Source organism: Pseudomonas sp. P108 (assembly GCF_032613195.1).
Taxonomy (GTDB): domain Bacteria; phylum Pseudomonadota; class Gammaproteobacteria; order Pseudomonadales; family Pseudomonadaceae; genus Aquipseudomonas.
This window is the reverse complement of sequence record NZ_CP126691.1, coordinates 1,903,409-1,915,528: the sequence shown is the minus strand read 5'-3', so window position 1 is coordinate 1,915,528 and position 12,120 is coordinate 1,903,409. Positions and strand designations below refer to the sequence as shown.

Below are 12,120 nucleotides of genomic sequence, written 5' to 3'. Positions count from 1 at the left end.
TTCCCACGCAGAGCGTGGGAACGATCAGTATCGAATGACCTGCCATGCCTGCCAATCATTTCAACACCCACTGCCCCGACTGGGCCGAGGCTTTGCTCAACGGCTTCAGTCAAATATTCCTCCAGCGCCATCCGCTGTGCGGCCTGCTGTGTCTGTTGGCGATCCTGCTGACCGCGCCGGTGCTGTTCGCCGGAGCGCTGCTCGGTGCCGTCGCCGGATTGCTCACCGCGCAACGGCGCAACTACGCCAAGGCTGATCGCCAGGCCGGGCTGTTCAGCTACAACGGCATTTTGCTTGGCCTGTTGCTGAGCCTTTATTTCCCGTGGTCGCCGCTGCTGCCACCGCTGATTCTCGCCGCTGGCGGCTTGAGCGCGATGGTCACGCAGCAATGGCTGAAACATGTATACAGCAGCCGCTCCATACCGGCCTACACCTCGCCGTTCGTGGCCATGAGCTGGGTATTGCTGCTGTTTGCCGAACCTTCGGCACCGATAGCGCAGATCGAGACGAATACGATCAATCTGCTCGCTGCCGAACTCCGTGGACTGGGCCAGGTGATGTTCCTCGGCCATCCGCTGGCCGGCGCGCTGATCGCTGCCGGATTGCTGATCGCTGATCGTCGCGCGTTTTGCTGGGCGATGCTGGCTTCTGCAATCGGCCTCGCCTCCAGCCTGCTGCATCACGAAACCAGCTCCGCTTTGCTCGGTCTCGGCAGCTACAACGCCGTGCTCGCCGCCCTCGCCTTCAGCACGCAACGCCAACAACCATGGCTGCCACTACTCGGCATCGTGCTGGCGCTGCTGGTCACTCCGCTATTTGCTGCCGTCGGCCTCGCCACTCTGACCGCGCCATTCATCCTCGCTTGCTGGCTGATCCGCGCCGGTATTCAGATGCTTGGCAAAGCCTCGGTCGACAACGCGTCTTGCGCTCACGGGGAGAATCAACCTAGGCTGCGCTGATCTTCGATTCAGGCGTTATCCATGGACAGCAGCAACAGTTGGCGCGAACGGCTTTACGTGATGATTTTCCAGAGCGACACCCGCGCCGGGCGTCGCTTCGACGGCATCCTGCTGTTGATCATCCTCGCCAGTCTGGTGATCGTGATGCTCGACAGCATCGACAGCATTCACCAGAACTACGCGAACGTGCTGGCCTACATCGAGTGGGGCTTCACGATCATCTTTCTCGGCGAGTACATCCTGCGCTTGTACTGTTCGCCCAAGCCGTTGCGCTACGCCTTCAGCTTTTACGGGCTGGTGGATTTGCTGGCGATCGTGCCCGGCATCCTCGCCCTGTATTACAGCGATGCGCAGTACCTGCTGATCATCCGGATCATCCGCATGCTGCGGATCTTCCGTGTGCTCAAACTCAGCCCGTACCTCAAGCAAGCCAATTACCTGATGTCAGCGCTGCGTGGCAGCAAGCAGAAGATCGTCGTGTTCTTGGTCAGCGTCTGCACGCTGGTGACGGTGTTCGGCACCTTGATGTACGTGATCGAGGGCCCGGAGCACGGCTTCACCAGCATTCCCAAAGGCATCTATTGGGCTATCGTCACCTTGACCACCGTCGGCTTCGGCGACATCGTGCCGAAGACCCCGCTGGGTCAGGTGATTTCGTCGCTGGTGATGATCACCGGTTACTCGATCATCGCCGTGCCGACGGGGATTTTCACCGCTGAACTGGCCAACGCCATGCGCGGTGAACAACTGCAACACGATTGCCCGGTGTGCAAGAAAAACAGCCATGAACACGGCGCGGCGTTTTGCTCGCGATGTGGCAATGCGTTGTTCAAGAAATTGGAATAAGCAAAGAGCTTTTAAATCTTTAAACGACTATGCGCGCCCCGTTATAGTCAGTGGCAATTGAATATCACCCCCTGCTCCTACACAGATAAAACAAGGAATGCGCAGTGAAAAAACTCTTTGGCGCCTCACTTCTCGCCGCCGGCCTGGCCTTGGCCAACATCGCCCAGGCAGCCCCGACGCTGCTCAACGTTTCCTACGACGTGATGCGCGATTTCTACAAGGACTACAACACTGCGTTCCAGAAACACTGGCAAGCCGAGCACAACGAAAACATCACCGTACAGATGTCCTTCGGCGGCTCGAGCAAGCAAGCGCGTTCGGTGATCGATGGCCTGCCGGCTGACGTCATCACCATGAACATGGCCACCGACATCAACGCCCTCGCCGACAACGGCAAACTGGTCCCGGAGAATTGGGTCACGCGTCTGCCGAACAACAGCGCACCGTTCACTTCGGCCACCGTGTTTATCGTCCGCAAAGGCAACCCGAAAGCCCTGAAAGACTGGCCGGATCTGCTCAAGGATGGCGTGCAAGTGATCGTGCCAAACCCGAAAACCTCGGGTAATGGCCGCTACACCTATTTGTCGGCCTGGGGTTATGTGCTGAAGAACGGTGGCGATGAGAACAAGGCAAAAGACTTCGTCGGCAAACTGTTCAAGCAAGCGCCAGTGCTCGATACCGGTGGCCGCGCCGCCACCACGACCTTCATGACCAACCAGATCGGCGACGTGCTGGTGACCTTCGAAAACGAAGCGGAAATGATTGCCCGCGAGTTTGGTCGTGATCAGTTTGAAGTGATCTATCCAAGTGTTTCGGCTGAGGCTGAGCCGCCGGTGTCTGTGGTCGACAAAGTGGTCGACAAAAAAGGTTCGCGTGCGGCGGCGGATGAGTACCTGAAGTACCTGTGGTCGCCGCAAGGTCAGGAGATTGCCGCGGCAAACTACCTGCGTCCGCGTGATCCGGCGGTACTGGCGAAGTACACCGATCGCTTCCCGAAAGTTGATTTCCTCTCGGTGGAGAAGACCTTTGGTGACTGGCGTACGGTGCAGAAGACTCACTTCAATGATGGTGGGGTTTTCGATCAGATCTATAGCGGGCAGTAAGGTTTAAGCAGGTATGAAAGGGCGACCCACTAAGGTCGCCTTTTTTTGTGGCCGCTTTACCCTCACCCCAGCCCTCTCCCAGAGGGAGAGGGGGCCAACCGAGGTGTCTGGCGAGTTACATCGACCTGAAAGACCTTATCGATTATGGATTCACCACAGCACGTTCAGGTCGGCGTACCTCTCATGCATCCCCCAATCAGTCCCCTCTCCCTCCGGGAGAGGGTTAGGGTGAGGGGCTTTTACATCGGTGGCGTCACCCCATCCTTCCCCGCAGAAATCGACTGCGCCGTCAGCGTGCCATCCGCACTCTGCGTGACGAACGTAACGATCTTCACCCCAACCTTCAGCAAGCTCCGATCCCCCGGCATCAAATTAACGATCGGCACATCCTCCGGCACCAAGATCTTCTGCTGCCCGCCCTTGTAGTTCACCGTCAGCACCCGCCCGTTGCTCACCACCAGATCGCCGACGCTGCCATTGGTCATGCTGCTGCCCTTAGCCAGGTCGAACGGTCGATGCCCGTCACCGCTGCCCGCCAGCTCCGGCGGAAACACATGCACCTCCAGCGCCTTGAGCGTGCCGTCCTCCTGCGGCATGGCCGCCGAGCCAATGTAACTGCCGGGTTTGATGTCTTCGATATTGGCCAGGGTGACGGCGCGGACCTTGGTGTCACCGGTCAACTGAATCACCACGTTCTCGCCGCTGTTGACGTGGACTTTCAAGGTGTCGGCGCTGACCCCGGTGATCTCGCCGCGCACGCCTAGGCGCATGCCAGGAGCATCGGCGGCCTGCACGTTCATCGCAGCCAGCAGGCTGATCACGACAATCGTTGCTATGTGGTGAAGCCTCTGACGAAACATTGCAATCCTCCAGTCATCAAGATTGAACAAGCCAATGCAAACATAAGCACGCTATCGAACAGGATGTAAGTGAATGTATCATCGACCCTCAGCGGTCAGACGCAAGGTCTGCCGATGGATGACAGGCCGATAGCCCCGGTCATTCCGCAACGGAATAACTGATATCAACCGACGGCGTCTTCTGCCCTTCGGGTTTGTCCCATAGCCTCACCGCATTCCCTTTCGCTGGATCGAGAAACCTTATGACCACCACTCACATAATGACCCGAGGCATGGTGCTGCTGTTCGCCTTCTGCTGCGGCGCCATCGTTGCCAACATCTACTACGCACAGCCGATCATCGGCCTGATCGCGCCGGACATCGGTCTCTCCGACACCATGGCCAGCTTCATCGTCTCGCTGACGCAGATCGGTTATGCGCTGGGCCTGTTCTTCCTGGTGCCACTGGGCGATCTACTGGAAAACCGCCGGTTGATGATCATCACCACGGTGGTGGCGATTGCCAGCCTGTTGGCGGCGGCGTTTACCGATCAGCCGAACGTGTTCCTGCTGATCTCGTTGCTGGTGGGCTTCAGTTCGGTGTCGGTGCAGATCCTGATTCCACTGGCGGCGCATCTGGCACCGGAAGAATCCCGTGGCCGGGTGGTTGGCGGGATCATGGGTGGCTTGCTGCTGGGCATTTTGTTGGCGCGGCCGGTTTCTAGCGTGGTTGCCGACCACTTGGGCTGGCGGGCGATGTTCATGATTGCCGCCGCACTGATGGCGGCGATCAGCGTGGTGCTCGCGTTGACCGTGCCCAAGCGCAAGCCGGATCACAGCGCCACGTATGGTCAGTTGATCGGTTCGCTGTGGACGTTGCTGCGCCAGCAACCGGTACTGCGCCAACGGGCGTTTTACCAAGGCTGCATGTTCGCCACGTTCAGCCTGTTCTGGACTGCCGTGCCGTTGGAACTGGCACGCAACCATGGCCTGTCACAAAGCGAAATCGCCATCTTCGCCCTGGTCGGCGCCATCGGTGCCATCGCCGCACCGATCAGCGGACGCCTGGCCGACGCCGGCCACACTCGCATCGCTTCGCTGCTGGCCATGCTGTTCGCCAGCCTGAGCTTCCTGCCCGCCTTCATTCACCCGGCTTACAGCGTCATCGGCCTGGCCGTGACCGGCGTGGTGCTCGATTTCTGCGTGCAGATGAACATGGTCCTCGGTCAGCGCGCCGTCTACTCGCTGGACGCGAAAAGCCGTGGCCGTTTGAACGCGCTGTACATGACCAGCATCTTCATCGGCGGCGCCTTCGGCTCGTCGGTGGCCAGTGCGGTGTATGAGCATGGCGGCTGGTTGTGGATCGTGATTGTGGGCAGTGTGTTTCCGCTGTTGGCGTTGTTGCGGTTTTTGAGTGCTTCGCAGCGCAGTTCATTGGCAACGGCGTAAGGCCGCAAAAGCTTCGCGAGCAGGCTCGCTCCCACAAGTTATTCATTGAGCCTGGGGGAGCGATGAGGCTTAATATCGAACCAGCTTTTCCATCGCCGCATCCGCCAGAAAGGAGGAGCGGCTTTTGACGTTGTGCTCGCGCACATAACGATCGATGCGCTGAATCACGTAACCGGGCAGCGTTACGTTGACCTTCTCGGTCTTGCCGAGATAGGGCGAAATGTCCAGCTCAAGCATGCCCCAGCCCATATCGGCAAATTCGGGATTACTGCGATGAGCGGATGCCGAAGTCGGCATAGGAATCGACTCCCCGTCCGCCGCAATCTCCTGCAGCATGATGTGGGCGACTTCAACCGCCGCCTTGTAGGCATCTTCAAAGCTATCCCCTGCTGTAACGGCGCCGGGAATATCGGGGATCTGAATACCGATGGCGGTATTTTCGTCACCCCATTCAATGCAGATTGGATATTGCATTATGGATTTCCTTGATAACTGGCTGGCGGGTTGTGCAACCCGGCACGCCTCCTGATGCTTTTGACCGTCCCCAGCGGCAAATCCTTTTTCGGGTGAGGGACGGGAATCGTGTACGGGTTGTATCGGTGAGTGAAGATGTGATGACTGCCGGTGATCCGATCCAGCACCCAGCCAGCCTCCTCCAGCTCCTTGATCAATTGCCTGCTTTGCACCAATCGCCTCCTTGGCTTGGTCCTTTAAAAATAACCCTAGAGTTATCTTTACTCAAGCACAGGAATCCAGAGAGCGACGTCCGGTTGTTTTACAGAGTGTGATTGAAACGCTAGGCCCTGAGCTTTGCGCAGCGCTTCCTTGAGCAATTTCTGTGCGAACCCAACAGGCACACAGCAAAACGGCGATCCAAAGATCGCCGTTTTCATTTACTGCCCGAACTGCTTGCCCAGCCCCGGCGGCACGCCGTGGATGTTGGTGTCTTCCCACGGGCCGTTGGGGCTGACGGAGCGGCTCCAGCCGTTGTTCCAGCGGTAATAGGTGCGCTGGCGGTAGAAGGTATTGGTCTGGTCGTCGAGGACGTAGACGCCGAGTTTCTGGTCCCAGTGGCTGTTGCCGCCCGGTGGTGGGGCGAAGCTGGCTGAGGTGCGCGGAACCGGTTTGGCCGGTTTTGCCGGGATGCTTTTGCCTGGGGTCGGCGAAGTCGATGGGGTCGGGCTTGGTTGCGACGGCGGGATTGGTGGCAAATTCGTCGTCGGTTCCGGTCGTTGCACCGCACATGCACTCAAGCCCAGGGCCAGTGTGAGGACTGTGATTCGGGCGATGGTGTGCATGGCGGTGCTTTCCTGTTGTGTCCGGCTATTTGTCCGGGCTGTCGATGGTCAGTTTTTGTAGCGCAGTGGTGCTGCTGGCCAGAGGGCCGCTGCGACCGACCCACTCACCGGCGGTCGGTTGACCAGCCCGTGAGATGCGCGCAACCAGTTGGACTTCAGGGAAGTTCGACAGTTTCAACTGCGGCATCATTGCGTCGGCATCGCCCAGTTCGACGGTCACCGGCAAATCGGCCACGGTCAGACGTTTGGCCGCCAGCGGTGCCGGTGGGCCGGAGGTGGCGCGGGCAAAGATGAACACGCTGTCACCCGGTTGCACTTTGCTTCTGAGTTCGCTGGCCAGATCGACGCTGACTTTCAACAGCGCGGCTTTCGCGGCTACCGGTGCCTGAGCAACCTTGCCACCGCTGGCTTCCAGACGTTCGGCGGCGCGCTTGATCCCGCCTTGCAGCGCGGCGCGGGAGTTATCCTCCGGCGGCAGTTGCGCGAGCAAGCGGTTCCAGTAATCGATGGCTTCCTGATAACGCTCGCCTTCAAACGCAGCGATACCGAGCAGACCGAGGCTGGTGACCTCTTTCGGATCAGCCTTCAGTGCTTCGTCGGTCAGCGCCTGTATCTTCGCCGACCACTTTTTGCCATCAGCAAAATACTGCGCCTGCGCCCACTGGCCGAGCAGTTCCGGTTGGCGACCGGCCAGATTGGCGGCGCGTTCGAACATCTTCGCCGCGTCCGCCGGGCGCTCTTGCGCCATGTAAGTACGGCCGAGGAAATACAGGCCTTCCGCAGAATCCGGTTGCGCCGCGACGGCACGTTCCAGACGCTGGGTCATCTCTTCCATCGACTGCGGTGCCTGGGCGAATTCGCGGGTCAGCTCGACCTTGTCGGCAGCACCGAAGTGCATATACAGGCCCAGACCCAACACAGGCACCAACACCGCCGCCAGCAACGGCAACGGTTTACCCAGTTTCGAGATACGCGGTGCGGCAACCCCTTCGGTATCCGCCAGCAACTCGCGCGCAGCCTCGGCACGACCGCTGTCCATTTGCGCAGCGTCGAGTACGCCTTCAGCCTGTTGCGACTGCAACTCGGCGACACGCTCCTGATACAGCGCGACGTTCAGGGCAGTACGATCCTCTTCACGCTGGGCGCGACGTTCACGCAGCACCGGGATCAGCAGGAAACTCAGGGCGACCAGAAGCAACAGCCCTGCGGCAAGCCAGAAATCAATCATTCTTGGTTTTTATCCAACAGTTGGTCGAGGCGCTGACGCTCTTCGCTGGACAGCGCTTGCGGAGTCTCGGCACGCTGGCTGCGACGACGGCGGACGATCACCGCGATCACCACGACACCGCCGAGCAGCAGCCCAGCCGGGCCGAACCACAGCAACGCCGTTTTGGCATTGAGCACCGGTTTGTAGCGGACGAAATCACCGTAGCGATCAACCATGAAATCGATGATCTGCTGGTTGTCCTTGCCCTCGCCGAGCATGCGGAAAATCTCTTTGCGCAAGTCCGCGGCAATCGGCGCGTTGGAGTCGGCGATGTCCTGGTTCTGGCACTTGGGGCAGCGCAGTTCCTTGGTCAGTTCGCGGAAACGCTCGCGATCACCTTCTTTGGCGAACTCGTAGGTGTCGATGGCGGCATGGGCAACACCGACCAGACTCAAACCCAATACCAGCGCAGCCATAAAGCGCTTCATGGCTTGGCCTCATCGACCAGCGCCTGATACTTCGCGGCGAGTTTTTCGCGCCAGACCTGCTCGTCGATCACGCCGACATACTTGTCGCGGATGATGCCCTTGGCGTCGATGAAAAACGTTTCCGGCGCACCGTAGACGCCGAGATTCAGGCCCAGCGAGCCTTCGTCGTCGCGGATGTCTAGCGCATACGGATTATGGAATTCGGCCAGCCATTTCAAGGCATCGGCGTTGGTGTCCTTGTAGTTGATGCCGTAGATCACCACGCCACGCTCGGCGAGCTTGTTCAGCACCGGATGCTCGACCCGGCAGGAAATGCACCAGGTGCCCCAGACGTTGACCAGCGCCGGTTTGCCGAGAATGTCAGCCTTGGTCAGGCTCTTGTCGCCCTGCACGTTTGGCAGGGAAAACTCCGGGAACGGCTTGTTGATCATCGCCGACGGCAACTCCGCCGGATCGAGGTACAGACCGCGATAAAGAAATACCGCCACCAGCAGGAAAATCGCCAATGGCACCAGCATCAACCAACGTCTCATGCCGCCGCTCCCGTCATGCCCAGCGCTTCACGCACCTTGGCTTTTACCTTGACCCGATACCGTCGATCCAGCGCTGCCAGCAAACCACCGAACCCGGTGAGCAAACCGCCGAACCAGATCCAGCGCACGAACGGTTTGACGTGCACCCGCACCGCCCACGCGCCGTTGTCCAGCGGTTCGCCGAGGGCAACGTAGAGGTCGCGGGTGAAACCGGCGTCGATCCCGGCTTCGGTCATCACCGAGTTCTGCACGGTGTACAAACGTTTTTCCGGGTGCAGAACACTGATTTCCTTGCCGGCGCGGATCACCCGAATGGTGCCTTTATCAGAGGTGAAGTTCGGCCCTTCGAAGTGCTTGGCGCCTTCGAAGACGAAGTGATAACCGGCCAGGTCCATCGACTCGCCCGGCGCCAGACGCAAGTCGCGTTCGGCACTGTTCTGACTCGACAACACTACGCCCAGCGCGCACACGGCGATGCCGAGGTGCGCGATCTGCATGCCCCAATAACTGCGGGTCAGGGTTGGAAGGCCTTTGATCAAACCTTTGTGGCGAGTCTTGTCGACGATGTCGCGCACGCCCGCGAGCAACACCCACGCGGCCAGCAGGAAGGTCGCGATCACTGCCCAGTTGAAATCGCCGTAAGCGACACCGGCCACCACGGCCAGCGCGACGCTGCCGAGCAGCACTGGCGTCAGCATGCTGGCCAGCCATTTCACCGGGGTGTCTTTCCAGCGCACGATAACGCCGACCGCCATGACCGTCATCAGCAACGCCATCAACGGAATGAACAGCGCATTGAAGTACGGCGGGCCGACCGACATTTTCGCGCCGCTCAGGGCATCAAGAATCAGCGGATACAGCGTACCGAGCAGAATCATCGACGCCGCCACCACCAGCACCAGGTTGTTGCCCAGCAGCAAGGTTTCCCGCGACCACAGGTTGAAACCGACCTGACTCTTGACCACGGGTGCGCGCAGGGCGAACAGCGTCAGCGAGCCACCGACCACGAACAGCAGGAAGATCAGAATGAACACGCCGCGCTCCGGATCGGAAGCAAACGCGTGCACCGAAGTCAGTACGCCGGAACGCACCAGGAAAGTCCCAAGCAGGCTCAGCGAAAACGCGGCAATCGCCAGCAACACCGTCCAGCTCTTGAACACGCCACGTTTTTCCGTGACCGCCAGCGAGTGGATCAGCGCGGTGCCGACCAGCCAAGGCATAAAGGAAGCGTTTTCCACCGGGTCCCAGAACCACCAGCCGCCCCAGCCGAGTTCGTAGTACGCCCACCACGAACCGAGGGTGATGCCGATGCCGAGGAAGGCCCAGGCGACGATGGTCCAAGGACGCGACCAGCGTGCCCACGCGGCATCCAGTCGACCGCCCATCAACGCCGCAATGGCGAAGGCGAACGCCACCGAAAAGCCGACGTACCCCATGTACAACATCGGCGGGTGAACGATCAGGCCGATATCTTGCAGCAGCGGATTGAGGTCAGCGCCGTTGCTGGGCATCTGCGGCAGGATGCGTTTGAACGGGTTGGACGTCAGGATCAGGAACAGCAGGAAACCGGTGCTGATCATGCCCATCACCGCCAGAACGCGGGCGAGCATCACCTGCGGCAACTGGCGTGAGAATACCGACACGGCGAAGGTCCAGCCGCCGAGAATCAGCGCCCACAGTAGCAACGACCCTTCGTGGGCACCCCACACCGCGCTGAATTTGTAATACCACGGCAACGCGGTGTTGGAGTTGTTTGCCACGTAGGCGACGGAGAAGTCATCGGTCATGAACGCGTAGGTCAGAATGCCAAATGCAAACAGCAAAAAAGCAAACTGCCCCCACGCCGCCGGCTGGGCCAGACTCATCCAGAAACGGTCACCGCGCCAGGCGCCAATCAATGGCACCACGGCCTGCACCAGCGCGAAACACAGCGCCAGAATCATCGCCAGATGGCCGAGCTCAGGAATAAAAATTGCCGACGTCATCGATCAACCCTCCTTCGCAGGCGTTGGCGCGGATTGACCGCTGTCTTTCAAGGCTTTGGTCACTTCCGGCGGCATGTACTTTTCGTCGTGCTTGGCCAGCACTTCATCGGCCACCACCACGCCGTCGGCGTTGAGCTTGCCGAGGGCGACGATGCCCTGCCCTTCGCGGAACAGATCCGGGAGGATGCCGCGATAGGCGATGGTCACGGATTTATTGAAGTCGGTGACGACGAATTTGACGTCCAGCGAATCCTTCGAGCGCTGCAGCGAACCGGCCTCAACCATGCCGCCGGCGCGAATGCGCGTGTCTTGCGGCGCTTCGCCATTGGCGATCTGAGTCGGCGTGTAAAACAGATTGATGTTCTGCTGCAGGGCGCTGAGGGCCAGGCCGACGGCAGCGCCGACCCCGACCAGAATGGCCAGAATGATGATCAGACGTTTCTTGCGCAGCGGATTCACTTGCCGTTCTCCCGGCGCAGACGACGCGCCTCTTGTTGCAGATAGCGCTTGCGGGCCGCGATCGGCGCCACCACGTTGAGGATCAGCACCGCCAGACAGATGCCGTAAGCCGACCAGACATACAGGCCATGATGACCCATGGCGAGAAAGTCGCCGAATGAAGCAAAACTCATCGAGCGGCCTCCAGACTGTGCTGCACTTCTTCTTTCACCCAACTGGCGCGGGCTTCGCGCTTGAGCACTTCAAGGCGCATGCGCAGCAACAGCACGGCGCCGAAGAAGCAGTAGAAACCCAGCACCGTCAGCAACAGCGGCAGCCACATTTCCGCCGGCATCGCCGGTTTTTCGGTGAGGGTGAAGGTCGCGCCCTGGTGGAGAGTGTTCCACCACTCCACCGAGTATTTGATGATCGGAATGTTGATCACACCGACGATGGCCAGCACCGCGCAGGCCTTGGCGGCGCTGTCGCGGTTGCTGATCGCATTGCCCAGCGCGATCACGCCGAAATACAGGAACAGCAGAATCAGCATCGAGGTCAGGCGCGCATCCCAGACCCACCACGAGCCCCACGTCGGTTTGCCCCAGATCGCCCCGGTGACCAGCGCCACGGCGGTCATCCACGCGCCGATCGGAGCGGCGCATTGCAGGGCGACGTCGGCCAGTTTCATTTTCCACACCAGCCCGACCACACCACACACCGCCAGCATCACGTAGATCGACTGAGCGAGCATCGCGGCGGGTACGTGGATATAGATGATGCGAAAGCTGTTGCCTTGCTGATAGTCCGGCGGCGCGAAGGCCAGGCCCCAAACGACGCCGACGCCAATCAGCAGCAACGCTGCAATGCTCAACCACGGCAGGAACTTGCTGCTGATGCCGTAGAACCACTTGGGCGAGCCGAGCTTGTGAAACCAGGTCCAGTTCATACTGTTTCCATCACGGGTGCCGCTCATCGG

The 12,120-nt window shown here is 60.0% G+C and carries 15 protein-coding genes; 4 read left to right on the top strand and 11 right to left on the bottom strand.

The window, feature by feature from the left end:
- Window positions 1–44: 44 nt before the first annotated feature.
- From QOM10_RS08440 to QOM10_RS08430, 3 genes are all read left to right on the top strand, one after another.
- Window positions 45–959, top strand: coding sequence for an urea transporter (locus tag QOM10_RS08440; RefSeq protein WP_150774401.1), 915 nt, complete (start codon window positions 45–47; stop codon window positions 957–959).
- 21 nt (window positions 960–980) lie between these two features.
- A complete protein-coding gene (locus tag QOM10_RS08435) occupies window positions 981–1,805 on the top strand; it encodes an ion transporter (RefSeq protein ID WP_038363916.1) in 825 nt (274 codons plus the stop codon).
- A 104-nt stretch (window positions 1,806–1,909) separates the two neighbouring features.
- The gene (locus tag QOM10_RS08430; protein ID WP_038363913.1) at window positions 1,910–2,908 is read left to right on the top strand and encodes a sulfate ABC transporter substrate-binding protein; all 999 of its coding nucleotides are present in this window, start codon (window positions 1,910–1,912) and stop codon (window positions 2,906–2,908) included.
- 239 nt (window positions 2,909–3,147) lie between these two features.
- Here QOM10_RS08430 and QOM10_RS08425 read toward each other — a convergent pair whose 3' ends face one another.
- On the bottom strand, window positions 3,148–3,768 hold the full coding sequence (locus tag QOM10_RS08425) for a DUF5666 domain-containing protein (RefSeq protein ID WP_316917863.1): 621 nt from the start codon (window positions 3,766–3,768) through the stop codon (window positions 3,148–3,150).
- A gap of 260 nt (window positions 3,769–4,028) precedes the next feature.
- Between QOM10_RS08425 and QOM10_RS08420 the strand changes: the two genes are divergently transcribed.
- Window positions 4,029–5,195 carry an MFS transporter gene (locus tag QOM10_RS08420; RefSeq protein WP_316918370.1) on the top strand — a complete coding sequence of 389 codons (1,167 nt, stop codon included), beginning with the start codon at window positions 4,029–4,031 and terminating at the stop codon, window positions 5,193–5,195.
- Window positions 5,196–5,264: 69 nt separating this feature from the next.
- Here the strand turns inward: QOM10_RS08420 and QOM10_RS08415 are convergent, their stop codons facing one another.
- The 10 genes from QOM10_RS08415 to QOM10_RS08370 form a co-directional block, all read right to left on the bottom strand.
- Window positions 5,265–5,669, bottom strand: a complete 405-nt coding sequence (locus QOM10_RS08415) for a type II toxin-antitoxin system HicB family antitoxin (RefSeq protein WP_123374656.1) — start codon at window positions 5,667–5,669, stop codon at window positions 5,265–5,267.
- A complete protein-coding gene (locus QOM10_RS08410; protein WP_150774404.1) occupies window positions 5,669–5,881 on the bottom strand; it encodes a type II toxin-antitoxin system HicA family toxin in 213 nt (70 codons plus the stop codon). The genes QOM10_RS08415 and QOM10_RS08410 overlap by 1 nt, the downstream gene beginning before the upstream one ends.
- Before the next feature lie 207 nt (window positions 5,882–6,088).
- Window positions 6,089–6,493 (bottom strand): hypothetical protein, encoded by a 405-nt coding sequence (locus QOM10_RS08405; RefSeq protein WP_016987493.1) that lies wholly within the window; start codon window positions 6,491–6,493, stop codon window positions 6,089–6,091.
- A gap of 25 nt (window positions 6,494–6,518) precedes the next feature.
- On the bottom strand, window positions 6,519–7,721 hold the full coding sequence (gene ccmI, locus QOM10_RS08400; RefSeq protein WP_316917862.1) for a c-type cytochrome biogenesis protein CcmI: 1,203 nt from the start codon (window positions 7,719–7,721) through the stop codon (window positions 6,519–6,521).
- The gene (locus tag QOM10_RS08395) at window positions 7,718–8,188 is read right to left on the bottom strand and encodes a cytochrome c-type biogenesis protein (RefSeq protein ID WP_316917861.1); all 471 of its coding nucleotides are present in this window, start codon (window positions 8,186–8,188) and stop codon (window positions 7,718–7,720) included. The genes ccmI and QOM10_RS08395 overlap by 4 nt, the downstream gene beginning before the upstream one ends.
- Entirely contained in the window at window positions 8,185–8,721 is a 537-nt protein-coding gene (locus tag QOM10_RS08390) for a DsbE family thiol:disulfide interchange protein (protein ID WP_007919961.1), read from the bottom strand. Before QOM10_RS08390 ends, QOM10_RS08395 begins: the two co-directional genes overlap by 4 nt.
- Window positions 8,718–10,706 (bottom strand): heme lyase CcmF/NrfE family subunit, encoded by a 1,989-nt coding sequence (locus tag QOM10_RS08385; RefSeq protein ID WP_316917860.1) that lies wholly within the window; start codon window positions 10,704–10,706, stop codon window positions 8,718–8,720. The genes QOM10_RS08390 and QOM10_RS08385 overlap by 4 nt, the downstream gene beginning before the upstream one ends.
- A gap of 3 nt (window positions 10,707–10,709) precedes the next feature.
- Window positions 10,710–11,165 (bottom strand): cytochrome c maturation protein CcmE, encoded by a 456-nt coding sequence (gene ccmE / locus QOM10_RS08380; RefSeq protein WP_007919964.1) that lies wholly within the window; start codon window positions 11,163–11,165, stop codon window positions 10,710–10,712.
- Window positions 11,162–11,338, bottom strand: a complete 177-nt coding sequence (gene ccmD, locus QOM10_RS08375; RefSeq protein WP_003222944.1) for a heme exporter protein CcmD — start codon at window positions 11,336–11,338, stop codon at window positions 11,162–11,164. Before ccmD ends, ccmE begins: the two co-directional genes overlap by 4 nt.
- The gene (locus tag QOM10_RS08370; protein WP_016987487.1) at window positions 11,335–12,090 is read right to left on the bottom strand and encodes a heme ABC transporter permease; all 756 of its coding nucleotides are present in this window, start codon (window positions 12,088–12,090) and stop codon (window positions 11,335–11,337) included. Before QOM10_RS08370 ends, ccmD begins: the two co-directional genes overlap by 4 nt.
- Window positions 12,091–12,120: the final 30 nt, after the last annotated feature.

Excerpts from the sequence above, each read along its gene's own strand:
- QOM10_RS08440 (WP_150774401.1), top strand. The coding sequence starts at position 45 with ATGCCTGCCAATCATTTCAACACCCACTGCCCCGACTGGGCCGAGGCT.
- QOM10_RS08435 (WP_038363916.1), top strand. The coding sequence starts at position 981 with ATGGACAGCAGCAACAGTTGGCGCGAACGGCTTTACGTGATGATTTTC.
- QOM10_RS08425 (WP_316917863.1), bottom strand. The coding sequence starts at position 3,768 with ATGTTTCGTCAGAGGCTTCACCACATAGCAACGATTGTCGTGATCAGC.
- QOM10_RS08420 (WP_316918370.1), top strand. The coding sequence starts at position 4,029 with ATGACCCGAGGCATGGTGCTGCTGTTCGCCTTCTGCTGCGGCGCCATC.
- QOM10_RS08415 (WP_123374656.1), bottom strand. The coding sequence starts at position 5,669 with ATGCAATATCCAATCTGCATTGAATGGGGTGACGAAAATACCGCCATC.
- QOM10_RS08405 (WP_016987493.1), bottom strand. The coding sequence starts at position 6,493 with ATGCACACCATCGCCCGAATCACAGTCCTCACACTGGCCCTGGGCTTG.
- ccmI (WP_316917862.1), bottom strand. The coding sequence starts at position 7,721 with ATGATTGATTTCTGGCTTGCCGCAGGGCTGTTGCTTCTGGTCGCCCTG.
- QOM10_RS08395 (WP_316917861.1), bottom strand. The coding sequence starts at position 8,188 with ATGAAGCGCTTTATGGCTGCGCTGGTATTGGGTTTGAGTCTGGTCGGT.
- QOM10_RS08390 (WP_007919961.1), bottom strand. The coding sequence starts at position 8,721 with ATGAGACGTTGGTTGATGCTGGTGCCATTGGCGATTTTCCTGCTGGTG.
- QOM10_RS08385 (WP_316917860.1), bottom strand. The coding sequence starts at position 10,706 with ATGACGTCGGCAATTTTTATTCCTGAGCTCGGCCATCTGGCGATGATT.
- ccmD (WP_003222944.1), bottom strand. The coding sequence starts at position 11,338 with ATGAGTTTTGCTTCATTCGGCGACTTTCTCGCCATGGGTCATCATGGC.
- QOM10_RS08370 (WP_016987487.1), bottom strand. The coding sequence starts at position 12,090 with ATGAACTGGACCTGGTTTCACAAGCTCGGCTCGCCCAAGTGGTTCTAC.